This window comes from Streptomyces sp. NPDC094448 (assembly GCF_044763775.1).
Classification (GTDB): Bacteria; Actinomycetota; Actinomycetes; order Streptomycetales; family Streptomycetaceae; genus Streptomyces.
The window spans coordinates 39,859-64,074 of the sequence record NZ_JBIWGU010000001.1 but is presented as its reverse complement, the minus strand read 5'-3'; the positions used below and the strand labels follow the sequence as shown (position 1 = coordinate 64,074).

The window sequence follows — 24,216 nt, the reverse complement described above, 5'->3', positions numbered from 1 at the left end:
TGAACGACTGCGCCCGACCCTTCGTACGAGAGGGTCGGGCGCGCGGTCTTCTGCTCCTGAGCGGCGGTTCGGCTCAGCTGCCGACGAGGGCGTACGGGGCCAGAGCCGAGGCCAACTCCTCGTGGACCCGGGCCTTGAGCAGCGTGCCTTCCGAGGTGTGCTCCTCGGAGAGGATCTCGCCGTCCGCATGGACGCGGGAGACCAGGCCTCCCTCGGTGTACGGCACGAGGGCTTCGACCTGGACCTCAGGCCTCGGAAGTTCGAGGTCGATCAGGCCCAGCAGTTCGTCGATGCCCGCGCCGCTGCGCGCGGATACGGCGATCGCCCGCCGCTCGATGCGCAGCAGTCTCTGGAGCACCACCGGGTCGGCGGCGTCCGCCTTGTTGATCACCACGATCTCGGGGACGCCGACCGCGCCGACGTCGCGGATGACCTCGCGCACGGCGGCGAGCTGCTCCTCCGGGACGGGGTGGGATCCGTCGACGACGTGGAGGATCAGATCCGCGTCGGCGACCTCCTCCATCGTGGAGCGGAAGGCCTCGACGAGATGATGCGGAAGATGCCGGACGAATCCGACCGTATCGGCCAGGGTGTAGACCCGGCCGCCCGGCGTCTCGGCCCGGCGGACCGTCGGGTCCAGGGTGGCGAACAGGGCGTTCTCCACCAGGACACCGGCGCCCGTGAGCCGGTTGAGCAGGGAGGACTTTCCGGCGTTGGTGTAACCGGCGATGGCGACCGACGGAACCTTGTTGCGCCGCCGCTCCTGCCGCTTGATCTCGCGGCCGGTCTTCATCTCCGCGATCTCCCGGCGCATCTTCGCCATCTTCTCGCGGATCCGCCGCCGGTCCGTTTCGATCTTGGTCTCACCGGGGCCTCGGGTGGCCATACCCCCACCGCCGCCGCCACCCATCTGCCGGGACAGCGACTGCCCCCAGCCGCGCAGCCTGGGCAGCATGTACTGCATCTGGGCGAGTGCGACCTGCGCCTTGCCCTCCCGGGACTTGGCGTGCTGGGCGAAGATATCGAGGATGAGGGCCGTCCGGTCGACGACCTTGACCTTGACGACGTCCTCCAGATGGATGAGCTGGCCGGGGGAGAGTTCACCATCGCAGACGACGGTGTCCGCGCCGGACTCCAGGACGATGTCCCGCAGCTCCATGGCCTTGCCCGAGCCGATGTAGGTGGCCGGGTCGGGTTTGTCGCGGCGCTGGATGACGCCGTCGAGCACCAGGGCGCCCGCGGTCTCCGCGAGGGCGGCAAGCTCCGCCAGGGAGTTCTCGGCGTCCTGCACCGTCCCGGAGGTCCAGACACCGACCAGGACCACGCGCTCCAGACGCAGCTGGCGGTACTCGACCTCGGTGACGTCTTCGAGTTCGGTGGAAAGGCCCGCCACACGGCGGAGTGCCGCGCGGTCGGAGCGGTCGAACTGCGCGCCGTCCCGCTCTCCGTCGATCCCGTGGCTCCAGGCGACGTCCTCTTCCATCAGGGCATCGGCCCGAAGGCTGTCGGTGCGCGTCTGAGCGGAGTTCCGCTGGTCCTCGGAAGGGGAAGAAGAGGAGGTCATTTGATCCTTACGTCGGTGGGAGAAAACATGGGCTCGGGAGACCGAGCGGGTCGTGCCGGAAGGGGCCCGTCACAACCTCTTCCGGTACGGCCTTCGTCAGTCACAACGCGTAACGGTCCCGGTTGATTCCCGCCCGGCCGGATCGGTGGATCCGCCGGGAGGGCCGGGCCTGCCCGCGGCGCCGACCCCTCGATGGTCGCACGCCGTACTCCGGCCCGTCACCCCGGTTTCTCCGCGGACCACGGGCCGGAACCCGGCTCGGTCCCGGGCCCGGCCGGCCGCACCGCTCCGGGGGCCGTCCGGGTGTCGGTCCGCGGCGCCGCGCTCGCCCAGTCCGGGTGGCCCGGCATGGGCGGCGTCCGCTCCCCGTACAGCCAGTCCTGGAAGAAGGGACCGAGATCGCGTCCGGCGATCCGGGACGCCAGCCGGGCGAAGTCGGTGCTGTCCGCCGTACCGTCGCGGTACTCGCGCACCCAGGCCCGTTCCACGCGGTCGAAGGCATCCGTCCCGATCGTCTGCCGCAGGGCGTACAGGACGAGTGCCCCGCCGTCGTACACGATCGGCCGGAAGAGGCTGATCTTGCGGCCGGGCTCCGGTGGCAGGGGCGCCGCCGGAGGGCCGCCGTCCGCCCGCCATTGGTCGGAGCGCTGGTACGCCTCGCGCATCCGCCGCTCCAGGGTGTAGCCGCCGCGCTCGTCCGCGTAGAGGCTCTCGTACCAGGTGGCGTGTCCCTCGTTGAGCCAGAGATCGGACCAGGTGCGCGGGGTGACGCTGTCGCCGAACCACTGGTGGGCCAGTTCGTGCACCATGATCGAATCGACGTACCACTCGGGGTATCCGGCGGTGAACAGCGACCTCTCGAAGAGGGAGAGGGTCTGTGTCTCCAGTTCGAAGCCGGTGTTGGCGTCGGCGATCAGCACCCCGTACGTCTCGAAGGGATACCGGCCGACCCTGCTCTCCAGCCACTCCAGCTGGGCGGGGGTCTTGCGGAGCCAGGGCTCCAGCGTCTCCAGGTCGGCCAGGGGCACGACATCGCGGAGCGGCAGCCCGCGCGGCCCTTCCCGGGTGGGCACGGCGGACTTCCCGATGGACACCTGTGCCAGTTCGGTGGCCATGGGGTGGCGGGTGCGGTACACCGACGTGGTGGTGGCGCCGTTGCCGGTGATCCGTTTCCGCACCCCGTTGGCCACCGCCGTGAGCCCGTCGGGGACGGTGATCCGGAACGTGAAGTACGCCTTGTCGGCGGGGTGGTCGTTGGAGGGAAAGACCCGGTGGCCGGCGTCGGCCTGGTTGGCCATGGCCAGACCGTCGGCGGTACGGACCCAGCCGCCGGCGTTCCGGGGGCCGGTCGGGTCGCTGGTGTGCCGGACCGTGATCCGGGCGCGCGAGCCGCGGTCAAGGGGGCGGACGGGCTGGACGACGAGGTCCTCTTCGACGCCCGCGAAGTCCGCCGGTACCCCGTTCACCTCGACGGAGCGGACCGTTCCGTGGGTGAAGTCGAGGTTGAGACGCTCCAGCCGCTGGGTGATCCGGGTGTCGAGGACGGTGACAGCGTCCAGCGGTTCGGTATTGCTGCCCCGGTACTTCAGGGCGATGTCGTAGGCGACGACGTCGTAGCCGGGGTTGCCGAGATAGGGGAAGAGGCGGTCCCCGATGCCCAGGGGGACCGGGGCGGGCGGCGGCAGGGCGGCGGCGACCAGTGCGGCGGAAGCGGCTCCGAAGACGGTGGCCCGCAGCAGTCCGCGGCGTACCCGCGGCCGGGGGGACCGGGCGGACCGGGTGATCCCGAGGAGCCGGCGGAACGGCCGGGCAGTCGTGGTGGACAGCATGTGCTACGGCTACCAGCGCATCGCGGCCCGCGGGCGGCGGCGCGCTCCATATCGCCCGAACGGGTCAGCCGGTGACCGCCGGATGCTGGGTGCGGCTGACGTCGTACACCCCTGGGACGCCCCGCATCGCCCGCATCAGCGACGGCAACTGGGCGGCGTCCGGCAGGTGCAGGGTGTAGGTGTGCCGGACGCGCTGTTCGCTGGGCGGCTCCACGGTCGCGGAGACGATGGCGGCGCCCTCGGTGGCGATGGCGTCCGTGAGATCGGCGAGCAGCCGGGAGCGGCCGAACGACTCGGCAACAAGGGTGACCCGGCATCCCGTGGCATCGCCCCAGCGCACCGGGACGGGTTTCCGGTCGAGCGAACGCATCCGGCCGACGGCGGGACATTCCTGGCGGTGTACGGTCACCACGCCTCCGCGTACGGGGAAGCCGGTGACGGCGTCGGGGGGAACGGGCGTACAGCATCCGGCGAGGCGTACGACGGCATCGCTGTCGGTGTCCTCGCCCACCAGGTCGACCAGCGCGTTCCCGCCGGTCGGCGGGGAGTCGGCGACGGGGACGGGCCCGCGGGGCGCGGCGGCGGGCAGGTCGGAGCCCTCCGGGTGGGCCTCCAGCCAGGCTGTGATGGCGATCCGGGCGGCGGGGGTCCTGGCGTGGTCCAGCCAGTCGGGCGAGGGGCCCGAGGCCGTTTCCCTTTCCCTGGACAGTTCACGGGCATCGTCGTCACGGGCACCGTCGTCGGCGCGCAGCAGTTGGACCGTGTCACCGTCCTTGAGGACCGTGCCCAGTGCGGCCAGACGGCCGTTGACGCGGGCGCCGATACAGGCGTGGGCCCGTTCGCCGTACTGGGCGTAGGCGGCGTCCACGCAGGTCGCCCCGGCGGGCAGGCCGAACATCCCGCCGTCGGCCCGGAAGACCGCGATCTCGCGGTCCTGTGCGAGATCGGCGCGGAGGGAGCTCCAGAAGGCGTCGGAGTCGGGGGTTGCCTCCTGCCAGGCGAGGAGGCGGGAGAGCCAGCCGGGCCGGGTGGGGTCGGCGCGCTCGCCGTCGGCCGTGGCGGCGGATTCGGCGGCGCCTTCGGCCGGGGAGTACGGATTGCCGAGGGCGATCACTCCGGCTTCGGCGACCCGGTGCATCTGGTGGGTGCGGATCAGGACTTCGGCGACCGCGCCGTCCGGGCCCGCGACCGCGGTGTGGAGGGACTGGTAGAGGTTGAACTTGGGGGCGGCGATGAAGTCCTTGAACTCGGAGACCACCGGATTGAAGCAGGTGTGCAGTTCGCCGAGGACCCCGTAGCAGTCGGCGTCCTCGGCGACCAGGATCAGCAGCCGGCCGAAGTCGGTGCCGCGGAGTTCGCCCCGTTTGGCGGCGACCCGGTGGACGGAGAGGAAGTGGCGGGGCCGGAGGTGGACCTCGGCGGTGATACCGGAGTCCCGCAGTACGGCGCGGAACCGTTCCGCGACTTCGTCGAGCACGGCTCCGGCGGCGGTGTTGTCCGCGATGAGCGCCCGGGTCCGCTCGTACTCGGCGGGATGGAGGATGGCGAAGGCCAGATCCTCCAGCTCGGTCTTGAGGGCCTGCACCCCGAGCCGTTCGGCAAGCGGAATGAGCACGTCCCGCGTGACCTTGGCGATCCGGACCTGCTTCTCGTGGCGCATCACCCCGAGGGTGCGCATGTTGTGCAGCCGGTCGGCGAGTTTGATGGACATCACCCGGACGTCGTTGCCGGTGGCGACGAGCATCTTCCGGAAGGTCTCTGGCTCCGCGGCGGCCCCGTAGTCGACCTTCTCCAGTTTGGTGACCCCGTCGACGAGGTAGCCGACTTCGGCGCCGAACTCCCGCTCCACCTGGTCGAGCGTCACCTCGGTGTCCTCGACGGTGTCATGGAGGAGGGAGGCCGTCAGGGTCGTGGTCTCGGCGCCGAGTTCGGCGAGGATCAGGGTGACGGCCAGCGGATGGGTGATGTACGGCTCGCCGCTCTTCCGGAACTGCCCCCGGTGGGACGATTCGGCGAGGACGTACGCCCGGTGCAGCGGGGCGAGATCGGCGTCCGGGTGGTGGGCGCGGTGCACATCGGCCACATGCCCGATGGCGTCCGGCAGACGGTGCCGGGCGGCCGGGCCGAGGAGGGCGGCACGGCCCAGTCGGCGGAGGTCGAGCCGGGGCCGGCCGCGTCGGCGGCTGTGGGCACCGGGATTGGCGGCCTCTGCACTCATGGGGCACCTCCGCGCGGGGACTTCGGAACGCTGGGCCCGGCGGTCGGCGGAGCGGTCGTGCCCCCGGGGCCGGTGCTTGATGCTACCGAGCCCACCACGTGGAGCAGTCCGGCTCTCGCCGAGCGTGAACCGGATCACCCGTTCGAGCGAAGCTCTATCCGCCGGCGGTTTCGGAGCGTACGAGCAGGGCAGCTCCGATGTGACCCTCTGCGACGATCACGGCGGGCCCCGTCATCTCGATCTCCCCGTCCGGCCGCTCCGTGATCACCAGCCGTCCGCCCGGCAGATCGACGGTGTACGTGACGGGGAGCCCGGTCAGCGACGGATCGGCGCCGTCGCGGCGCGCGGCCGCCACGGCCACCGCGCAGGCACCGGTGCCGCAGGAGCGGGTCTCGCCGGAGCCGCGTTCGTGCACCCGCATGGCGACGTGCCGTTCGCCCCGGTCGACGACGAACTCGACGTTCACGCCGTGCGGATAGACCTCGGCGGGGGCGTAGGCGGGCGCGGAGTACAGCGGTCCGGCCCGGTCGAGGTCGTCGACGAAGGCGACGGCGTGCGGATTTCCCATGTCGACGTTGCGCGCGGGCCAGCTCCGGCCGTCGACGGTGACGGTGACGCCCTCCTGCGGCAGCAGCGCCCGGCCCATGTGGACGGTGATGTCGCCGCCGTCGGGGTCGTCGGCCGTGCCCTTGGCGATATGGACCTTCTTGACCCCGCCGCGGGTGGCCACGGCCAGTTCACCGGGTCCGGTGAGGCCGGCGTGCTGGAGGTAGCGGGCGAAGACCCGGACGCCGTTGCCGCACATCTCGGCGACCGAGCCGTCGGCGTTGCGGTAGTCCATGAACCACTCGGCCCGGTCGGCGTAGCGGCGGGCCTCCGGGTGGGCGGCGGAGCGCACGACGTGCAGTACTCCGTCGGCACCGATCCCGGCCCTGCGGTCGCACAGCCGGGCGACGGCCTGCGGGGACAGGTCGAGGTCGTTGTCCGGGTCCGGGACGATGACGAAGTCGTTCTCGGTGCCGTGTCCCTTGAGGAAGGCGACGGGCGCCGTCCGGTGACCGGTCTGCTGCGGGTGCCGCTGGGGCTGTGCGGTGCTCACGTCGACCATCGTACGAGCTGGGCCGCCCTGGTGGACCGGACCGGGTTCGGCGGGAGGGGGCGGCCGCTCAGCGCAGGCGGGCGACGCGCCAGACGGCCAGGGCGACCATCAGGGCCGCCGCGCCGACGTAGAGCGCGAGAACCCGCCAGTCCGGGCGCTCGCCGGAGCCCCGGGACGGCAGTCCCGGCCAGGTGTGACCCACCCGGCGGGCGGCCATCACCCCCCAGCCCGCGGCGCAGCAGCTGATCAGGAGACCCAGCATGGCGACGACGGCGCCCGTCTCCCCCGTACCGAAGGCGAGCGGAAAGGCGAACATCAGGGAGCCGACGGCGGCGAGGACGACGATGGGTGCGAGCTGCCAGATCCTCAGCCGGCGCGCGGGGCGCAGCTCGACCTCGACCTCTCCGGCGATCAGCTCCCCGTCCTCGGGGCCGTCGGAGCTGAGACCGGGCGCGCCGTCGACGGCGTCGCGGGGTTGCTGCTCGGTGTCGTGAGGGCCGGCCTCCATCGCCACGCGCCCTCCCAACTCGGACTCCAGGTCGATCGTTGCTCGATGATGGCACGGCCGGGACGGCCCGGATGACGGGCATGGCGTCCCGATGCCATCACGTGATCAGGCTGTAACCGCTCGTTCGATCAACGCCAGCGCCCGATGCGGAAGTTCCGCGCGGTCGTCCGCCGCCCCACTGAGCCAATGCACCCGGGGATCCTTCCTGAACCACGAATCCTGACGGCGTGCGAAGCGCTTGGTGGTGCGTACGGTCGCCTCGCGCGCCTCCTCCTCGGTGCACTCCCCCGCCAGCGCGGCAAGGATCTGCTGGTAGCCGAGGGCGCGCGAAGCGGTGAGCCCGTCCCGCAGGCCCAGTTTCTCCAGGGCGCGCACCTCGTCGACGAAGCCCGCGTCCCACATCACGTCGACGCGCCGGGCGATGCGGTCGTCCAGCTCCGGGCGGGCGATGTCGACGCCGATCTGAACGGTGTCGTACACCGACTCGTGGCGGGGCAGCTGGGCCGTGAAGGGCTTCCCCGTGATCTCGATCACTTCGAGGGCGCGGACGATGCGGCGGCCGTTGCCCGGGAGGATCGCACGGGCCGCCTGGGGGTCGGCGGCGGCGAGTCTGGCGTGCAGCGCCCCGGGGCCGGACTCGTCGAGTTCGCGCTCCAGCCGGGCCCGGACCGCCGGATCGGTGCCGGGGAAGTCCAGGGTGTCGACGGCGCCGCGGACGTACAGTCCGGAGCCGCCGACCAGGACCGGGGTCCGGCCCTCGGCCAGCAGCCGGTCGATCTCGGCGCGGGCGAGCCGCTGGTATTCGGCGACGTTGGCGGCCTCGGTGACGTCCCAGATGTCCAGCAGGTGGTGCGGGATTCCCCCGCGCTCCTCGACCGTCAGTTTGGCGGTGCCGATGTCCATCCCCCGGTAGAGCTGCATGGAGTCGGCGTTGACGACCTCGCCGCCCAGCTCCCGGGCAAGAAAAACGCCCAGATCGGACTTTCCGGCCGCAGTGGGACCGACGACGGCGATGACCCGCGGGGCGGGGGCTGCACTACTCACCGTCCCAGTCTCGCAAACCCGGCGCCGTGTCCCCGAACGAGCGAGGTGACGGGGCGCCCGGGGCTTCGTTCCTGTTGCGGAGTCGCGGGCACCGTTTTGCGGACTCATGGGCCCGGACGGCGCGACAGGGCGCTCCGGGCGCCGCGGATCGCGGCCCGCACAGGAGCTGATGGAGTGCTGATGAGCGTTTTCTCATGGTTCGGCCGGAAGAAGAAGGCGAAGCAGGAGGCGGAGACGGGGTCGGCGGGGGCGCCCGCCGGGGATACGGCGCAGGCGCCCGGTGCCGGTGGGGAACCCGGCGAGGAGAAGGGTGCCGACGGCGGCGCCCCGGCCGCGGACGGGAGCACGGAGACCGCGGCGGACTCGGAGAGGGCTCCGGACGGCGCGGCGGAGACGCCGGCCCAGGCAGGGGTGGAGATCCCCCGTCAGCAGTCGGCGGGCGATGTCGAGGGCAGCGAGGCCGGGGAAGGCGCCCGGCAGTAGGCCGGACGCCTGGTCACGATCCGTCCCGAACGCGAAACCGGCGCGGATTTGTCACACTGGATGTCACCAGTCGCTCACGAGGGAAGGTGGCCCATGGGTCTCATGGACACGCTGAAGGCCAAGCTCGCCCCGGCCAAGGAGAAGGTCTCCGACCTCGCGCAGCAGCACGGGGGCAAGATTGAGCACGGTCTGGAGAAGGCCGCCAAGGCGGTCGACTCACGGACCAAGGGCAAGTACAGCGACAAGATCGAAACGGGGACCGGCAAGGCCAAGGAGGCCCTGGACCGGATCGCGCACAAGGACGACGGCGGGACTCCTCCGCCGCCCGCCTCTCCCCCGCCGGCCGCCTGAGGCCGGCCCCGTTACCGGTCACGGCCGAGGGCCGCGGAGCATTCCGCTCCGCGGCCCTCGGCCGTTGTTCCGGGCCCGGTCCGCCGCTGCGCCGGCCGCTGCTCCGTTCAGGTCCAGGTGGCGACGGTGTAGCCGACTCCGTACGGCGCGTCCTCCGCCAGCAGGGTGCCCGTCGGCCGGGTGCCGTCGGCCGCACCGGCCAGGATCTGCCAGGGCGCACGGCCCACGGCCTTGAGTTCATGGGCGAGGGTGGCGTCGAGTGCGTTCAGGGCCGCGATATCGGCGGTGCCGAGGGCCCGCGTGGCGGCTGCGTCGAAGGCGGCTGCACGCTCGTCGAGATACCCGGGCGCCTTGAGGGTCCGGCAGGCGCTGCCGTCGCCCATCACCAGCAGGGCGACCCGGGGGGCCCGGGCGGCCGTCTCCCGGCCTGTGACGGCACACTCCTCGGCCCCGAGCCGTTCGTCGACCGCGAGTCCCTCCACCGGGCAGCGCGGCCCGCCGGCCCGTGCGAGCAGCCAGGCGCCGACGGCGAGGGAGTACGGCAGGGGCCGCTCGCCGGGCTCTCCGGGTCCGAGGCGTACCCCGACGTCGACGCCGAAGCCCCCGAAGTCGCCGGTGGCCCCGGACGGATAGCGGCCGAGCGCGTCCGGCCCGGCGGTTCCCACCACGACGAGCAGCTCGGGTTCGGCCGCGGCGAGGGCTGCTACGGCGTCGAGACACGCTGTCCGTACGGGGTCCAGTTCGGCGGCGGCACCGGCGGCCACCTCGGGGACGAGGAGGGGCGGACACGGGCACACGGCGGCGGCGACAAGCATGATCGGCAGCCTAGTGCGTGCGTCCGCCGGGCCTGGTCGCTGCCGGTGCTTCCCGGCCCGCTGCATCCTGGTGCCGCAGGAGACGGTGCGGAAGCGGGCCCGGGGGCAGGCGGCCGGCGCCGGATGCGGCGCCGTACCTGATCCGGGCCGGGTGTCCCCTACTTCCGTACCCCAGCGCCTTCCGTGCTTTCCGTGCCTGCTGTGCCTGCTGTGCCTGCTGTGCCTGCTGTGCTTTCTGTGGATTCCCGTTTCCCGGGTCCTCAGACCGCGCCGCAGGCGGGCGTCGAGGCGGCGGGCAGGGGTGCGGGGATGCCGACCGAGGGCAGCCCCAGCATGACCCCGGCGGGCGCCGGTGCCGGCGCTTCGTTCCGCTTCTGCCAGGCGTCCCCGGCGCGGGTGCGCCGCACCGCGGAGACGGGCCCCTCCGCGAGCAGGTGGTGCGGAGCCGCGTAGGTGATCGCGACAGTGACCACATCGCCCGGCCGTACGTCCTCGTCCGGCTGGGTGAAGTGGACCAGGCGGTTGTCGGGGGCGCGGCCGGAGAGGCGGCGGGTGGCACCGTCCTTGCGGCCCTCGCCCTCGGCGACCATCACGTCGAGGGTCCGGCCGACCTGCTTCTTGTTCTCGTCCCAGGAGATCTCCTCCTGGAGCGCGACCAGCCGCTCGTAGCGCGCCTGCACAACCTCCTTGGGGATCTGCCCGTCCATGGTGGCCGCGGGGGTGCCGGGGCGCTTGGAGTACTGGAAGGTGAAGGCATTGGCGAAACGGGCCTCGCGGACCGTGTGCAGCGTCTGCTCGAAGTCCTCCTCGGTCTCACCCGGGAAGCCGACGATGATGTCGGTCGAGATGGCGGCGTGGGGGATGGCCGCACGCACCTTCTCGATGATCCCGAGGAAACGCTCCTGCCGGTAGGAGCGGCGCATGGCCCGCAGGACGGCGTCCGAACCGGACTGGAGCGGCATATGGAGCTGGGGCATCACGTTCGGCGTCTCGGCCATGGCGGCGATGACGTCGTCGGTGAAGTCGCGCGGGTGCGGGGAGGTGAAGCGGACGCGCTCCAGGCCCTCGATGCCTCCGCAGGCGCGGAGCAGCTTGCTGAAGGCCTCGCGGTCGCCGATGTCGGAGCCGTAGGCGTTGACGTTCTGGCCGAGCAGGGTGATCTCGGAGACGCCCTCGGCGACCAGCGCCTCGATCTCCGCGAGGATATCGCCCGGCCTGCGGTCCTTCTCCTTGCCGCGCAGCGCGGGGACGATACAGAAGGTGCAGGTGTTGTTGCAGCCCACGGAGATGGAGACCCAGGCGGCGTACGCGGACTCGCGCCGGGTCGGCAGGGTCGAGGGGAAGGCCTCCAGGGACTCCGCGATCTCGACCTGTGCCTCCTCCTGCACCCGGGCACGCTCCAGGAGAACGGGCAGCTTCCCGATGTTGTGCGTACCGAAGACGACATCGACCCAGGGGGCGCGCTTGACGATCGTGTCGCGGTCCTTCTGCGCGAGACAGCCGCCGACGGCGATCTGCATGCCGGGGCGCTGCGTCTTCCGGGGGGCGAGCCGGCCGAGGTTGCCGTACAGCTTGTTGTCGGCGTTCTCGCGGACCGCGCAGGTGTTGAAGACGACGACATCCGCGTCGCCGTCGGAACCCTCGGGGGCGCGGACGTATCCCGCGCCCTCCAGCAGACCCGAGAGGCGCTCCGAGTCGTGGACGTTCATCTGGCACCCGTAGGTACGAACCTCATATGTACGTGTGGCATCCACTGCGCCGCTCCGGTCCCTGCTGCTCATGCAACAAGAGTAGGCGTTGTCCGGCGTGCCCCCGGCCGGAACCCGGGCGAAGGCAGGACTGCAACGGGGTCGGAGCGGGCTCGGGTACGGGCGCGGGCCGGGCCGGGGCCGTACACCGGCGCGGGTACGGGCGCGAGCGCCGGAGCGGGTGCGGGCGCCGGCGCGGGTACGGGTACGGGCACTGTGAACGGGCGCGGTGCGGGTGCGAGCCGCGCCAAGCCGGACGGGCCGAGGCCGGGCGGGGCCGGGCGGGGCCGGACACCGGCGGACACCGGCGGGCAGCGCTGGGCAGCGGGCGGGCCTGCGGCGGCGAGCGGCAGCCGGCCCGCCCCGCCGGAGGCTGGAATTCCGTCTCTGGCGAGTCCTCGCCATCGGTCTGGTCATCACGGTGAGTAACTGACAGGATCGCAAGCATGTTCACCAACCTGCTCCGGACGGGGCGCCGGCGCGCGCTGACCGTGTCCGCCGCCGTGCTCGCGGCGCTCGGACTGATGCTGTGGTGGCTGCTGCCGCTCGGCGAGCCGGACCCCCGCGGCTCGGTGACCTTCAGCACCGGTGTCCAAAGCGGCGTCTACCAGCGGTACGGCGCACTGCTCCAGGTCGCCCTCGCCAAGGACCTGCCGGAGGTGGACATAGCGCTGCGGACGAGCGAAGGCTCCCAGGAGAATCTGGCCCGGGTGGCGTCCGGGGAGGCGGACTTCACCATCGCCACCGCCGACGCCGTCGCCAAGTACCAGCAGGACGGCAAGCCGGGCGCGGACCGGCTGCGGGGCTGCGCCCGGCTCTACGACGACTATGTGCAACTGGTGGTGCCCGCCGGATCCCGGGTCCGGAAGGTCGCCGATCTCCGGGGGCTGAAGGTAGGCGTGGGACAGCCGGGGTCCGGGGTGCGGCTGATAGCGGACCGGCTGCTGGCCGCCGCCGGGCTCGACCCCGCGAAGGACGTCACCGCCGCGCCGAACGGCATCGACACCGTCCCCCAACTGCTGGCGAACGGCACGATAGACGCCTTCTTCTGGTCCGGCGGGCTCCCCACCACCTCGGTGGAGTCGCTCTCGGAGCGCTTCCGCATACGTCTGGTCCCGCTCGGACGCGACCTGGTATCGAAGGTCCACAGCACCGGCAATCCGACGACGTACTACCGCTTCGCGGTCATGCCGCCCGATCTGTATCCCCTCACCCAGAGCGGGCTGCCGGTCGACTCGATGGCCGTAGCGAATCTGCTGGTGACCACGGACCGGATCGACCCGGCGCTGGTGGAAGGCTTCACCCGCACGGTGATCAAGAGCCGCGATCGCATAGGCAACACGGTCCACCCCGCCCAGCTCGTCGATCTCCGTACCGCCATCTACACCGATCCCCTGCCCCTGCACGAGGGGGCGCGGCGCTACTACCGCTCGGTCAAACCGTAGGGACGGGCGGGGTGCGGGGGACGGTCAGGGTGACCTTGAGGCCCTGTGGCTCGTGGTGTTCGTACGAGATCCGGCCGCCGCCCGCGGAGAGGAGGGCACGGGATATGGAGAGTCCGAGGCCGGAGCCCTTGATGTTCTGGTGGCGGTTGCTGCGCCAGAAACGGTCGCCGATCCGGACCAGTTCGTCCTCGGTGAGCCCGGGGCCGCCGTCGGTGATCACCACAGTGGTGGTGTCGCCCTGGGAGGCCACGGCCACGGTGACCGTCTCGCCCCGCGGGGTGAACTTCACCGCATTGTCGATCACCGCGTCCAGCGCGCTCGACAGGGCGATCGGGTCCACCCAGGCCGTGACGGCGCCGCCGTTGCCCATGAGCCGGACACCCTTGTCCTCGGCGACGGGGCGCCAGGAGGCCACCCGCTCGGCGGCGAGTGCGCCGATGTCCGCCAGTTCGAGGTCGGCGGCGGAGTGTTCGGCGAGCGCAAGGTCGAGCAGATCGTCCAGGACCTGGGCGAGGCGGCGGCCCTCGGTACGGACGGAGGCGATCTCCTCGTTTCCCTCGGGCAGTTCCAGGGCCAGCAGTTCGATCCGCAGCAGCAGGGCGGCCAGGGGATTGCGCAACTGGTGGGAGGCGTCGGCGACGAACGCCCGCTGTTGTTCGAGTACGCCCTCGACGTTGTCGGCCATCTCGTTGAAGGAGCGGGCCAGCCGGCGCAGCTCGGGCGGTCCGCCCGCGGCCGCGACCCGGGACTTCAGCCGGCCGGTGGCGATGTCGTGGGTGGCGGCGTCGAGTACCCGTACGGGACGGAGCACCCATCCGGTCAGCCGGAAGGCGGCGCCGACGGCGAGCAGCATGGCCGCCGCCTCGCCCGCCGCGATCAGCAGCCAGCCGCGGAGGGTCCGGGAGCGCAGATGGCCGGTGGGCGAATCGGTGAGGACGACGGCGACGACGTCCCCGTCCCGTACCACGGGCGAGGCGACGACCAGCCGGCCGTCGCGGTCCCAGGGCCACACCTGCGGCGGGTCCTGCGACCGGCGCCCCGACAGGGCCTCGCGGAACGCCTGCTGGCCCTCGCCCTCCGGCGGGACCCCCCAGTCCTGGGGAGCCCGCGCCAGATGCGATCTGCCGTTCCGCAGGAAGACACCGACGTGGATGCCGTAGGTGGAGTAGTAGCGGTTCAACTGGTCCTGGAGCGTGGAGAGCCGCTCGTCCTCGACGCCCTCACCGTCCGAGACGAACTGCGCCAGGGCCGCGAACCGCACGGTGTCGTCGATCCGGTCGACCACCACTTCCTGTTGCTGTGCCGAGGCAACGCTGACGGCCAGGGGGAAGCCGAGTGCCAGCAGCACCCCCGCCATGAGGACGATGAGCAGCGGCAGCAGACGAGTGCGCACGGTCCCGTCAGTCGCCCGGCGTCACAAGGCGGTAGCCGACCCCGCGGACGGTCTCGATCAGCGCGGGCATCCTCAGTTTGGAGCGCAGCGATGCCACATGCACCTCCAGGGTCCGGCCGGTCCCCTCCCAGCTGGTGTGCCACACCTCGCTGATGATCTGCTCCCGGCGGAAGACGACGCCCGGCCGCTGCGCGAGCAGGGCCAGCAGATCGAACTCCTTGCGGGTGAGCTGGACGGTCTCGCCGTCCACCCGGACGCGCCGGGTGGGCAGTTCGACGGTGACTCCGCCGAGCCGCAGCGCATCGTCCGCCGCTCCTGCGGGCCCCGAGGCGGGCGACTCGTCGCCTGCGGAGGTGCGCCGGGCCACGGCATGGATACGGGCCAGCAGTTCACCGGTGTCGTACGGCTTGACGACATAGTCGTCGGCGCCGAGGTTCAGGCCGTGGATCCGGGAACGTACATCGGCGCGCGCAGTCACCATGATCACCGGAGTGGAGGTGAGCTTCCGCAGTTTTCCGCAGACCTGGTAGCCGTCCTGATCGGGCAGTCCGAGGTCGAGCAGCACCACAGCGAAGGGCGGTTTGCCGGGGTGGGTCGCGGGGAGGACCGCCCGCAGGGCCTCTTCGCCGTTGCGGGCGTGCACCACGTCGAAGCCGTGCCGGGCGAGGACGGCCGACAGGGCCGCGGCGACATGGTTGTCGTCCTCGACGAGCAGCAGTCTCAACGGCCCCCCTCCGGTCCGTGGCACCCCGCCGCGGTACTGACCCCGCGGCCTCGGTCCTTCGATGTGTTCGCGCTCCCCGGTGATGGTGCTTGCCCGGCGCGCGGCATGGTGTACCTCGGCATCAAGGCCGATCCGGTACGGAGAGTCAAGAGGCATTCGGGAGACCGCCGGTTTCCGTTATCCACCCGGTACGCCGCCGGCCGCCTTCCTCACGCATCGTATACGGACGAGGCCGGATCGTTATCCTCAATTTCCGCTCAGATGTAATGACGCTGGTCGCACCGCGTCACTACTGTCCTCCCAACCGAGGAGGACGGGAGCTGTGGGCCGATGAGCGGAGTGTCTATGTCCAAGGTCGACGGGGATGCAGTTCCCGGCGCCGAGGGACTGGTCGTACTGAGCGATGTGAACAAGCACTTCGGTGCGTTGCACGTGCTCCAGGACATCGACCTGAACATCGCCCGGGGCGAGGTCGTCGTCGTCATCGGGCCGTCCGGTTCCGGTAAGTCGACGCTGTGCCGCACGATCAACCGGCTGGAGAGCATCGACTCCGGGTCGATCACGATCGACGGCAAGCCGCTGCCGTCGGAGGGCAAGGAACTCGCCCGGCTCCGCTCCGATGTCGGCATGGTGTTCCAGTCGTTCAACCTCTTCGCCCACAAGACGGTCCTGGAGAACGTCGTGCTGGGCCAGGTCAAGGTCCGCAAGAAGGACAAGGACGAGGCCGAGCGGCGGGCCAGGGAACTGCTGGACCGCGTCGGCGTGGGCTCGCAGTGCGACAAGTACCCGGCCCAGCTGTCCGGCGGCCAGCAGCAGCGGGTCGCGATCGCCCGGGCACTGGCAATGGACCCCAAGGTCATCCTGTTCGACGAGCCGACCTCGGCACTCGACCCAGAGATGATCAACGAGGTGCTGGAAGTGATGCAGCAGCTCGCCCGGGACGGTATGACCATGGTGGTCGTCACCCACGAGATGGGCTTCGCCCGCTCCGCTGCCAACCGGGTCGTGTTCATGGCCGACGGCCGGATCGTCGAAGAAGCCACACCCGACGAGTTCTTCAGCAATCCGCGCAGCGACCGCGCCAAGGACTTCCTGTCGAAGATCCTGCACCACTGACCCCGGTGGTCACGTCACCCCCCTGAACACACCGGCTGCCGCAGGAACGGCGCTTCCGGCCGGGCCCGAGGCCCGGCCGGTCCGTACCGCACCCTCACGGACCGGGCTCCGGCCCGTCCGCTCCGGCAGCCGATGGACCGCATGCACGCAACGGCGACCCACGACGCAAGGGATGTTCACATGAAGCTCCGCAAGGTATCCGCGGCCATTGCCACCGTTCTGACCCTCTCGCTCGCCGCGACCGCGTGCGGCGACGGAGACTCGGGCAGCGGCGGCAAGAAGATCACCATCGGGATCAAGTTCGACCAGCCCGGTATCGGCCTGAAGACCCAGGACGGCAAGTACACCGGCTTCGACGTCGACGTCGCGACCTACGTGGCCAAGGAACTGGGCTACGAGGCCAAGGACATCGAGTGGAAGCAGACCCCGAGCGCCCAGCGCGAGACGATGCTGGCCAACGGTGACGTCAAGTTCATCGCCGCCAGCTACTCGATCACGGACCAGCGCAAGGAGAAGGTCGACTTCGCCGGCCCGTACTTCCTGGCCCACCAGGATCTGCTGATCCGCAAGGACGAGACCGGCATCACCAAGGCCGAGGACCTCAACAGCAAGAAGCTCTGCTCGGTCACCGGGTCGACCTCCGCCCAGAACATGAAGGAGAAGATCGCCCCCAAGGCCGACCTCCAGCCCCTGGGCGGCTACTCCGAGTGCCTGACCGGCCTGGAGAACAAGTCGGTCGACGCGCTGACCACGGACGACGCGATCCTGGCCGGCTACGCCTCGCAGAAGGAGCACGAGGGCAAGTTCAAGCTGGCCGGTCTGAAGCTGAGCGACGAGAAGTACGGCATCGGCGTCAAGAAGGGCGACAGCGACCTCAAGGCCAAGATCAACAAGGCCCTGGAGAAGATGAAGTCCGACAAGTCCTGGGACAAGTTCGTCGAGGCCAACTTCGGTCCGTCCGGCTACCAGAGCGAGCCCGCGCCGGCGATCGACGCGAGCTGAGGCCATCGGTGACGCGCCGCCGGCCGGTCCGGCCGGCGGCGCGCGCCACCTAACCACCAGGAGAGATCGCGGGTCAACGTGTTCGATTTCCTCGATTCAGGGCAGTACGACCTGCTCGACGCGTTCTGGGTGACGGTCAAACTCACCGTCTACTCGGCAATAGGTTCCCTGATCTGGGGAACGATGCTGGCCGGTATGCGGGTCGGCCCGGTCCCCATGATGCGGGCCTTCGGCACCGGTTATGTCAACGTCGTCCGCAACACCCCGCTGACCGTGGTCGTCGTCGCCTGTTCGCTGGGCCTCGCCTCCACCATGGGCATCACGCTCGGTGGTGAGAACTTCGAGGACATCGGCTTCCGGATGGCCGTCCTCGGACTGACCGCCTACACGGGCACCTTCGTCTGCGAGGCGTTGCGCTCCGGCATCAACACGGTCCCCGTCGGCCAGGCGGAGGCCGCCCGGGCCCTGGGGCTGGGCTTCTTCCAGGTACTGACCCTGGTCGTCCTCCCCCAGGCGTTCCGCTCGGCCGTCACCCCGCTCACCAACGTCCTGATCGCCCTCACCAAGAACACCACGGTGGCCTCGGCGATCGGCGTGGCGGAGGCCTCGGCCCTGATGAAGACGATGGTCGAGAACGAGTCCGACGCGCTCTTCGCCGTCTTCGCCGTCTTCGCCTTCGGGTTCATCGTTCTGACCCTGCCGACCGGTCTGCTGCTGGGCTGGGTGGCCAAGCGAGTGGCGGTGAAGCGATGAGTTCCGTTCTGTACGACGAGCCGGGCCCCAAGGCGAAGGCCCGGAACATCGCCTACACCGTCGTATTCCTGGTCGGACTCGGCCTCGTCCTGTGGTGGGTCCTGTCCACCATGGCGGACAAGGACCAGCTCGCGGCGGACAAGTGGAGTCCGTTCGTCGAAGACTCGAAGGTCTGGACGACCTTCCTGCTCCCCGGTCTCTGGGAGACGGTCAAGGCAGCGGCCCTCGCCCTGGTCATCGCCCTTCCGCTCGGCGCGGCCCTGGGCATCGGCCGGCTCTCCGACCATGCCTGGGTCCGTGTCCCGGTCGGGGCCGTGGTCGAGTTCTTCCGCGCCATCCCGGTGCTGCTGCTGATGGTCTTCGCCTTCCAGGCGTTCGTGGAGTTCTCCGATCTGGAGTCGGAGATCCGTCCGCTGTACGCGGTCGTCACCGGCCTGGTCCTCTACAACGCCTCCGTGATCGCGGAGATCGTCCGGGCGGGCATCCTGTCCCTGCCCCGGGGCCAGACCGACGCCGCCCAGGCGATCGGTATGCGCAAGGGCCAGATGATGGTGTACGTCCTGCTGCCGCAGGCGGTCACCGCGATGCTGCCCGCGCTGGTCAGCCAGTTGGTCGTCATCGTGAAGGACACCGCACTCGGCGGCGCCCTCCTCGGCTTCACCGAGCTGCTGTACCAGAACCGGGCGATCACGGCGAACTACGGCGCCAACACGATCGCGGCCCTCACGGTCATCTCCCTCATCTTCATCCTGCTGAACTTCGCGCTCACCAGCTTCGCGAGCTGGCTGGAGAAGCGCGTGCGCCAGGGCAAGAAGAGCACCGGGGCGGTCGTCGCCCAGGACGGCGTGGAGGCCGGAGCCGGCGGCGGAGTCCGGTAGGACGGATCCGATACCCGGCGGGGGGCGGCGGTGCCATCACGGCACCGCCGCCTCCCCGCGTACCCGCTCCTCCGCACACCTCGCCCGCTCCCGCCCGTCGGCTGCCGTGAAGGGCGCCCGCCACCCGCTGTGAAGGGCACCCGGCACACCCCGGACGGTCCCGGCCCCACGCGTACCACCCCGCATTCCCTCCCCGCCCGATCCTCGGCTTTCTCCCCTCCCGGCGGCCCCCGCGCACCACCGATGGATCAGTGCCCGCCGTGGCGCTCCCCCGTCACTTGACGCAGGCACCCCCAGTAGGTTGCATACGTTCTGTGATCGCGCACCGGGGCTCCACCTCACCTTCCCCTACGTCACCAACCGCCCTCACGCCCCTCAGAGCCCGAGGAGTCACCCTGTGGACCCGGTGATCGTCGTCGGGGCCGGACCGGTCGGACTCGCGCTCGCACTCGCGCTGGGGCAGCAGGACGTGCCCTCAGTCGTCCTCGACGAAGGCACGGGCGGCGAGGAGCCGCGCCCCGCCCGGACCGTTGTGCTGCGCGCCGACACCACGGCGGCCATGGAGCGCCTCGGCTGTGCGACGGTCCGTGACGAAGGGGCCCGCTGGACGCACTGGCGTGCGATGCGCCGTAAGCAGGAGGTACGCCGACTGCCGCTGGGCGGGGACGCCCCGCCCTCGCCCCTGCACATTCCCCAGCACGCCCTGACGCGCGGACTGCGGGATGCCGTCGCCGCTCAGCCGCTGGTCCAGCTGGTCGCCGAGAGCCGGGTGGACGCACTGGAGCAGGACGGCGACACGGTCACCGTCCACACCCGCGGCCCGGACGGCACCTGGTGGCGGGGCAGTCATGTCGTGGGCTGCGACGGAGCCCGGTCGACGGTCCGCAAACTGCTCGGTATCCGCTTCCCCGGGCGTACGGCCGTGGAGCGGCAGGCAGTCGCCACTCTCCGTACCGAACTCCCCTGGCCGGACGAGGCGCTGCTGCACCGTCAGCCCCCCTGGCGGGGCGCCGGTGACGAGATCGCCGCCCGCCCGCTGCCCGACGATGTCTGGCGGCTGGACTGGCTGCTGCCGCCCGGCGGCGATCTGGTCACACCCGACACCCTGGTAGCACGGGTACGGGACACCCTCGCGGCCTGGTGCGGCGGCACCACACCGCCGTACGACCTCCTGGACACCGGTGTCTACACGGTTCACCACCGGCTGGCCCGGCGCTGGCGGGTGGACCGGGCCTTCCTGGCGGGCGATGCGGCCCATCTGCTGGGGGCGCTCGGGACCCAGGGGCTGGACGAGGGGCTCAGGGACGCCGAGAACCTGGCCTGGAAACTGGCGCACGTCCACCGGCACGGCGGCTCGGAGACCCTGCTGGACAGTTACCAGGCGGAGCGGCGGAGCGCGGTCGCCGCCCGGCTGCGCGCCGCCGACCAGGTACTGCCGTCGTTGCGCAGCGGCAGCGCCCTGCGGGCGAGACTGCCCGGTGCGGCCCGGCTCGAAGGTCTGCTCACCGACGCCCATCTCGGCCGGGGCCCCCTGGGGTCCCCCCCGGTCCATCACCATTCACCGCTTGCCCCGGACCGCTCTCCGGCCCATGTACCGATCGGGACGGAACCGGGTGCTCCGGTCGAGGATGTACGGATCACCGCGCCCGACGGCACCGCGGCCCGGCTCCGCGACCGGCTCGGGCAGGGGCAGCTCCTGGTGGTGCTGGTGGCCCCGGGCACCGGGGTGTGGGACCGGCGGCACTGGCAGAGCGCGGGCGTGATGCCCCGGCTGGCATCCGCGGTCTCGGCTCTCCCGGTTCCGGCGGAGTTGCTGGTCGCAGAGGAGTACCCCGGGGCCTCCGCGCACACCGTGCTGCTCGTCCGGCCGGACGGCCAGTTCGTCGCCGCCTTCTCCGGGGTACGGCCCGAGGAGCTGTACGAGGCGGCGGACGCGGTCCGCGGCGGCAGCCCCTCCGACACCCCCAGCGACCGCACCGCGGACGTCAATTGACCCCGCGGGGGCACCATGGTGTACTCCGTTTTGTGACCGGCACCGATGTACGCCTGTGGCGGAGGGTCCATATGGATCTCCTCCGCTACGCGGGCTGCGTGTGTCGACCGTCGTGCTGACCTCGCGTCCTTTCCTTCCTTTCGCGCGCCCCGCGGGCCTTGTGCGCGCCTGCGCGCGCGGACTTTCGCGAACATCCAGGACGGTTCCTCATGTCCCAGCCCGTGCCCGCATCCCCTTCGACTTCCGGCTCGGCCACCACGGTCTCCCGCGCTCATGCCCCCACCTCCGCCGAACTGCTGGACTTCGTCCGCGGAGCGGCGGCCGACCCCGAACTGATCGCCTCGCTTCCCCTCGACCCCGAGGGCCGTACCTGGGTCCGGCTCGACGGACCGGGCGGCAGCGAGGCCTGGCTGATCGGCTGGCCGCCCGCTACGGGCACCGGCTGGCACGACCATGCTGAGTCGGTCGGCGCCTTCGCGACCGCGGTCGGTGAACTGACGGAACACTCGCTGGCCGTACGGCTCCCGGCAGACGGCTGGAAGACCCTCGAACTGCGCGAGGACGTCGACCGCGGGCGGAAGCTGGGGGCCGGCCGGGGCCGGGCCTTCGGACGGCACCATGTGCACGAGGTACTGAACGCGTCCGACGCGCACGCCGTCTCCGTCCATGCGTACTACCCGCCGCTGCCGCTGATCCGCAGGTTCAGCCGCAGCGGCGCGGTACTCCGTCTGGAACAGGTCGAACGTCCGGAGGACTGGCAGTGAACAACCATCGTGTATCCGCCGTCGGCGGCGCAGGCAGTGACCGAGCCGCCGCGCCCATCGGTATCGACGTCCTGCTCGAACAGGTCAGGGAGGGCCTCGACCGGGTGGCTCCCCGGCAGGCGTACGACGAGGCGCGGAACGGCGCCCTGCTGGTCGACATCCGCTATGCGGCGCTGCGCGACCGGGACGGTCTCATCCCCGGGGCCGTCGTCGTCGAGCGGAACGAACTGGAGTGGCGGCTCGACCCGCAGGGCAGCCACCGTCTCCCGGAGGCCGACCACCACGATCTGCGGGTCGTGGTCGTCTGCAACGAGGGCTACGCCTCTTCGCTGGCCGCGGTCTCGCTCCAGCAGTTGGGGCTGCACCGGGCGACGGATCTGATCGGCGGCTTCCAGGCCTGGCGGGCCGCCGGACTCCCGGTGGAGAAGTGACCCGTCACCGGGTGAACCGGCGACGGACGAGCCGTCGAACGGCAGCCGTGGAGCAGGGAACGAACGGGGCGCCCGGAACGGACTGACGGTCCCCCCTTTCCCTGCCTTCTTTGGAGCGTCCTCCGTGGAGCAGGGGAAGGGGCCCGGTCCGCCGTACCGTGTGTCACGGCACCGCGGTCTCCCCCGCGGAGCGCGCCGCCGTACTCACGGCCGGGCCTTCGAAGCATCCCGGACCGGTCTACGGAAGACCTTCGAGGTCCAGGGCGTCGATGGCCTCGTCCAGGTCCGGCTCCCCCTCTTCCTCCAGCGCCCGCCGGACCACCCGGAGCGCCATGCCCTCCCCGTAGCCCTTGCGGGCCAGCATTCCGGCGAGCCGGCGGATCCTCCGGTCGCGGTCGAGGCCCCGGGTCGCCCGCAGCTTGCGCACGACCAGGGCCCGGGCGGTCTCCTCCTCGCTCTCGGAGTCGAGCCGGCCCATCGCCTCGTCGATCAGGACCGTGTCCACACCCTTGGTCCGCAGCTCGCGGGCGAGAGCACGGCGGGCGAGCCCCCGGCCATGGTGCCGCGACTCCACCCAGGCGTCCGCGAACGCGGCATCGTCGATCAGCCCGATGTCCTCGAACCGGGAGAGCACGTCCTCGGCCACCTCCGGCGGGATCTCCCGGCGGTGCAGCGCATCCGCGAGCTGCTTGCGGGTGCGCGGGGTCCCGGTGAGCAGGCGCAGGCAGATCGCCCGCGCCCGCTCCGCCGGATCCTGGGGCGACAGCGCCTTCCCGGCCCTCGACGAGTCGGCACTGCCGCCCGGCCATTCGGTGCGCCGGGTCACGGCTAGCTCTTGGCCGCCGCCGCCTTGGCCGGCTTGGCCTTGGTGGCGGGGGCGGGCACCGACTTCGCCGCGTCAGCGGCCGGGGAACCGCCCGCCGCGTCCGCGCCGGGCTCCCCGGCGGGAGCCTCGGGCCGGACGCCCACGCCCAGCTTCTCCTTGATCTTCTTCTCGATCTCATTGGCGAGATCGGGGTTGTCCTTCAGGAAGTTACGGGCGTTCTCCTTGCCCTGGCCGAGCTGGTCGCCCTCGTACGTGTACCAGGCACCGGCCTTGCGGACGAAGCCGTGCTCCACGCCCATGTCGATCAGACCGCCCTCACGGCTGATGCCCTGGCCGTAGAGGATGTCGAACTCGGCCTGCTTGAACGGCGGGGCGACCTTGTTCTTCACGACCTTGACGCGGGTACGGTTGCCCACCGCGTCCGTGCCGTCCTTCAGGGTCTCGATCCGGCGGATGTCGAGACGGACCGACGCATAGAACTTCAGCGCGCGGCCACCGGTCGTGGTCTCGGGCGAACCGAACATCACACCGATCTTCTCGCGCAGCTGGTTGATGAAGATCGCGGTGGTCTTGGACTGGTTCAGGGCGCTGGTGATCTTGCGGAGCGCCTGGCTCATCAGACGGGCCTGGAGACCCACGTGGGAGTCGCCCATCTCGCCCTCGATTTCGGCCTTGGGCACCAGGGCCGCCACCGAGTCGATGACGATGAGGTCGAGCGCGCCGGAGCGGACCAGCATGTCGACGATCTCAAGGGCCTGCTCGCCGTTGTCCGGCTGGGAGAGGATGAGGGAGTCGATGTCGACGCCCAGCTTCTTCGCGTACTCCGGGTCGAGGGCGTGCTCGGCGTCCACGAAGGCGACAGAACCGCCGGCCTTCTGCGCGTTGGCCACGGCGTGCAGCGTGAGGGTCGTCTTACCGGAGGACTCGGGGCCGTACACCTCCACCACACGGCCGCGCGGCAGCCCTCCGACGCCCAGGGCGACGTCCAGTGCCGTCGACCCGGTGGGGATGACCTCGATGGGCTCGTTCGGGCGCTCGCCCAGGCGCATCACCGCGCCCTTGCCGAATTGGCGTTCAATCTGTGCGAGCGCGGCGTCGAGCGCCTTCTCGCGGTCGGTTCCTGCCATGGGTTCCACCCGATTTGCTTGTGTCGATCGCTTCACGTCAAAGACGCTAACCCCTGCCACTGACAATGCGCCCCGACACCCGTCCCGCCTGTGGACAACCGCCCG

The 24,216-nt window shown here is 71.1% G+C and carries 23 protein-coding genes; 11 read left to right on the top strand and 12 right to left on the bottom strand.

Features of this window, described 5'->3' with window-relative positions; all coding sequences use genetic code 11:
* Positions 1–73: 73 nt before the first annotated feature.
* The 6 genes from hflX to miaA all read right to left on the bottom strand — a co-directional run bounded on the left by hflX (position 74) and on the right by miaA (position 8,262).
* Positions 74–1,564 carry a GTPase HflX gene (gene hflX, locus ACIQ9E_RS00235; RefSeq protein ID WP_403699538.1) on the bottom strand — a complete coding sequence of 497 codons (1,491 nt, stop codon included), beginning with the start codon at positions 1,562–1,564 and terminating at the stop codon, positions 74–76.
* Positions 1,565–1,782: 218 nt separating this feature from the next.
* Positions 1,783–3,393, bottom strand: a complete 1,611-nt coding sequence (locus ACIQ9E_RS00230; protein WP_403699536.1) for a M1 family metallopeptidase — start codon at positions 3,391–3,393, stop codon at positions 1,783–1,785.
* Between the two features lie 64 nt (positions 3,394–3,457).
* Positions 3,458–5,611, bottom strand: coding sequence for a RelA/SpoT family protein (locus tag ACIQ9E_RS00225; protein WP_403699534.1), 2,154 nt, complete (start codon positions 5,609–5,611; stop codon positions 3,458–3,460).
* Positions 5,612–5,765: 154 nt separating this feature from the next.
* Positions 5,766–6,719: a diaminopimelate epimerase gene (gene dapF, locus ACIQ9E_RS00220; protein WP_403699531.1), complete on the bottom strand. Its 954-nt coding sequence runs from the start codon at positions 6,717–6,719 to the stop codon at positions 5,766–5,768.
* A gap of 58 nt (positions 6,720–6,777) precedes the next feature.
* Entirely contained in the window at positions 6,778–7,218 is a 441-nt protein-coding gene (locus ACIQ9E_RS00215; RefSeq protein WP_403701242.1) for a hypothetical protein, read from the bottom strand.
* A 105-nt stretch (positions 7,219–7,323) separates the two neighbouring features.
* Positions 7,324–8,262, bottom strand: a complete 939-nt coding sequence (gene miaA, locus ACIQ9E_RS00210; protein WP_403699527.1) for a tRNA (adenosine(37)-N6)-dimethylallyltransferase MiaA — start codon at positions 8,260–8,262, stop codon at positions 7,324–7,326.
* Between the two features lie 180 nt (positions 8,263–8,442).
* On the opposite strand from miaA, the gene ACIQ9E_RS00205 reads away from it, so the two are divergent.
* Together ACIQ9E_RS00205 and ACIQ9E_RS00200 are read left to right on the top strand one after the other, a co-directional pair.
* The gene (locus ACIQ9E_RS00205) at positions 8,443–8,745 is read left to right on the top strand and encodes a hypothetical protein (RefSeq protein WP_403699524.1); all 303 of its coding nucleotides are present in this window, start codon (positions 8,443–8,445) and stop codon (positions 8,743–8,745) included.
* A gap of 93 nt (positions 8,746–8,838) precedes the next feature.
* On the top strand, positions 8,839–9,096 hold the full coding sequence (locus ACIQ9E_RS00200) for an antitoxin (protein ID WP_006346168.1): 258 nt from the start codon (positions 8,839–8,841) through the stop codon (positions 9,094–9,096).
* Between the two features lie 107 nt (positions 9,097–9,203).
* On the opposite strand, the gene ACIQ9E_RS00195 is transcribed toward ACIQ9E_RS00200, so the two are convergent.
* Positions 9,204–9,911, bottom strand: a complete 708-nt coding sequence (locus ACIQ9E_RS00195) for a class III extradiol dioxygenase subunit B-like domain-containing protein (protein WP_403699520.1) — start codon at positions 9,909–9,911, stop codon at positions 9,204–9,206.
* 260 nt (positions 9,912–10,171) lie between these two features.
* Complete coding sequence (gene miaB / locus ACIQ9E_RS00190) at positions 10,172–11,692, bottom strand: tRNA (N6-isopentenyl adenosine(37)-C2)-methylthiotransferase MiaB (RefSeq protein ID WP_403699518.1); 1,521 nt, start codon at positions 11,690–11,692, stop codon at positions 10,172–10,174.
* Positions 11,693–12,105: 413 nt separating this feature from the next.
* Between miaB and ACIQ9E_RS00185 the strand changes: the two genes are divergently transcribed.
* On the top strand, positions 12,106–13,104 hold the full coding sequence (locus ACIQ9E_RS00185) for a TAXI family TRAP transporter solute-binding subunit (protein WP_403699515.1): 999 nt from the start codon (positions 12,106–12,108) through the stop codon (positions 13,102–13,104).
* Here the strand turns inward: ACIQ9E_RS00185 and ACIQ9E_RS00180 are convergent.
* Positions 13,094–14,497, bottom strand: coding sequence for a sensor histidine kinase (locus ACIQ9E_RS00180; protein WP_403699512.1), 1,404 nt, complete (start codon positions 14,495–14,497; stop codon positions 13,094–13,096). The two genes, ACIQ9E_RS00185 and ACIQ9E_RS00180, sit on opposite strands and share 11 nt — an antisense overlap.
* 7 nt (positions 14,498–14,504) lie before the next feature.
* Positions 14,505–15,221 carry a response regulator transcription factor gene (locus ACIQ9E_RS00175; protein WP_403699509.1) on the bottom strand — a complete coding sequence of 239 codons (717 nt, stop codon included), beginning with the start codon at positions 15,219–15,221 and terminating at the stop codon, positions 14,505–14,507.
* A gap of 345 nt (positions 15,222–15,566) precedes the next feature.
* On the opposite strand from ACIQ9E_RS00175, the gene ACIQ9E_RS00170 reads away from it, so the two are divergent.
* From ACIQ9E_RS00170 to ACIQ9E_RS00135, 8 genes are all read left to right on the top strand, one after another.
* A complete protein-coding gene (locus tag ACIQ9E_RS00170; RefSeq protein ID WP_403701239.1) occupies positions 15,567–16,337 on the top strand; it encodes an amino acid ABC transporter ATP-binding protein in 771 nt (256 codons plus the stop codon).
* Between the two features lie 180 nt (positions 16,338–16,517).
* Positions 16,518–17,339: a glutamate ABC transporter substrate-binding protein gene (locus ACIQ9E_RS00165; RefSeq protein ID WP_403699506.1), complete on the top strand. Its 822-nt coding sequence runs from the start codon at positions 16,518–16,520 to the stop codon at positions 17,337–17,339.
* Positions 17,340–17,417: 78 nt separating this feature from the next.
* Positions 17,418–18,092, top strand: a complete 675-nt coding sequence (locus ACIQ9E_RS00160; protein WP_403699503.1) for an amino acid ABC transporter permease — start codon at positions 17,418–17,420, stop codon at positions 18,090–18,092.
* Positions 18,089–18,970, top strand: a complete 882-nt coding sequence (locus tag ACIQ9E_RS00155; RefSeq protein ID WP_403699500.1) for an amino acid ABC transporter permease — start codon at positions 18,089–18,091, stop codon at positions 18,968–18,970. The genes ACIQ9E_RS00160 and ACIQ9E_RS00155 overlap by 4 nt, the downstream gene beginning before the upstream one ends.
* Before the next feature lie 397 nt (positions 18,971–19,367).
* Entirely contained in the window at positions 19,368–20,963 is a 1,596-nt protein-coding gene (locus ACIQ9E_RS00150; protein WP_403699497.1) for an FAD-dependent monooxygenase, read from the top strand.
* A gap of 32 nt (positions 20,964–20,995) precedes the next feature.
* Positions 20,996–21,082, top strand: a complete 87-nt coding sequence (locus ACIQ9E_RS00145; RefSeq protein WP_338116662.1) for a putative leader peptide — start codon at positions 20,996–20,998, stop codon at positions 21,080–21,082.
* A gap of 90 nt (positions 21,083–21,172) precedes the next feature.
* A complete protein-coding gene (locus ACIQ9E_RS00140; protein WP_403699494.1) occupies positions 21,173–21,727 on the top strand; it encodes a cysteine dioxygenase in 555 nt (184 codons plus the stop codon).
* Positions 21,724–22,158 (top strand): rhodanese-like domain-containing protein, encoded by a 435-nt coding sequence (locus ACIQ9E_RS00135; protein ID WP_403699491.1) that lies wholly within the window; start codon positions 21,724–21,726, stop codon positions 22,156–22,158. Before ACIQ9E_RS00140 ends, ACIQ9E_RS00135 begins: the two co-directional genes overlap by 4 nt.
* 238 nt (positions 22,159–22,396) lie before the next feature.
* On the opposite strand, the gene recX is transcribed toward ACIQ9E_RS00135, so the two are convergent.
* Positions 22,397–22,984 (bottom strand): recombination regulator RecX, encoded by a 588-nt coding sequence (recX, locus tag ACIQ9E_RS00130; RefSeq protein ID WP_403699488.1) that lies wholly within the window; start codon positions 22,982–22,984, stop codon positions 22,397–22,399.
* 2 nt (positions 22,985–22,986) lie between these two features.
* A complete protein-coding gene (recA, locus tag ACIQ9E_RS00125) occupies positions 22,987–24,111 on the bottom strand; it encodes a recombinase RecA (RefSeq protein ID WP_403699485.1) in 1,125 nt (374 codons plus the stop codon).
* Positions 24,112–24,216 lie beyond the last annotated feature (105 nt).

Excerpts from the sequence above, each read along its gene's own strand:
- recA (WP_403699485.1), bottom strand. The coding sequence starts at position 24,111 with ATGGCAGGAACCGACCGCGAGAAGGCGCTCGACGCCGCGCTCGCACAG.
- ACIQ9E_RS00165 (WP_403699506.1), top strand. The coding sequence starts at position 16,518 with ATGAAGCTCCGCAAGGTATCCGCGGCCATTGCCACCGTTCTGACCCTC.
- ACIQ9E_RS00200 (WP_006346168.1), top strand. The coding sequence starts at position 8,839 with ATGGGTCTCATGGACACGCTGAAGGCCAAGCTCGCCCCGGCCAAGGAG.
- ACIQ9E_RS00185 (WP_403699515.1), top strand. The coding sequence starts at position 12,106 with ATGTTCACCAACCTGCTCCGGACGGGGCGCCGGCGCGCGCTGACCGTG.
- ACIQ9E_RS00225 (WP_403699534.1), bottom strand. The coding sequence starts at position 5,611 with ATGAGTGCAGAGGCCGCCAATCCCGGTGCCCACAGCCGCCGACGCGGC.
- ACIQ9E_RS00205 (WP_403699524.1), top strand. The coding sequence starts at position 8,443 with ATGAGCGTTTTCTCATGGTTCGGCCGGAAGAAGAAGGCGAAGCAGGAG.
- ACIQ9E_RS00230 (WP_403699536.1), bottom strand. The coding sequence starts at position 3,393 with ATGCTGTCCACCACGACTGCCCGGCCGTTCCGCCGGCTCCTCGGGATC.
- dapF (WP_403699531.1), bottom strand. The coding sequence starts at position 6,719 with ATGGTCGACGTGAGCACCGCACAGCCCCAGCGGCACCCGCAGCAGACC.
- ACIQ9E_RS00155 (WP_403699500.1), top strand. The coding sequence starts at position 18,089 with ATGAGTTCCGTTCTGTACGACGAGCCGGGCCCCAAGGCGAAGGCCCGG.
- ACIQ9E_RS00215 (WP_403701242.1), bottom strand. The coding sequence starts at position 7,218 with ATGGAGGCCGGCCCTCACGACACCGAGCAGCAACCCCGCGACGCCGTC.
- ACIQ9E_RS00170 (WP_403701239.1), top strand. The coding sequence starts at position 15,567 with ATGTCCAAGGTCGACGGGGATGCAGTTCCCGGCGCCGAGGGACTGGTC.
- ACIQ9E_RS00195 (WP_403699520.1), bottom strand. The coding sequence starts at position 9,911 with ATGCTTGTCGCCGCCGCCGTGTGCCCGTGTCCGCCCCTCCTCGTCCCC.
- hflX (WP_403699538.1), bottom strand. The coding sequence starts at position 1,564 with ATGACCTCCTCTTCTTCCCCTTCCGAGGACCAGCGGAACTCCGCTCAG.
- miaB (WP_403699518.1), bottom strand. The coding sequence starts at position 11,692 with ATGAGCAGCAGGGACCGGAGCGGCGCAGTGGATGCCACACGTACATAT.
- ACIQ9E_RS00140 (WP_403699494.1), top strand. The coding sequence starts at position 21,173 with ATGTCCCAGCCCGTGCCCGCATCCCCTTCGACTTCCGGCTCGGCCACC.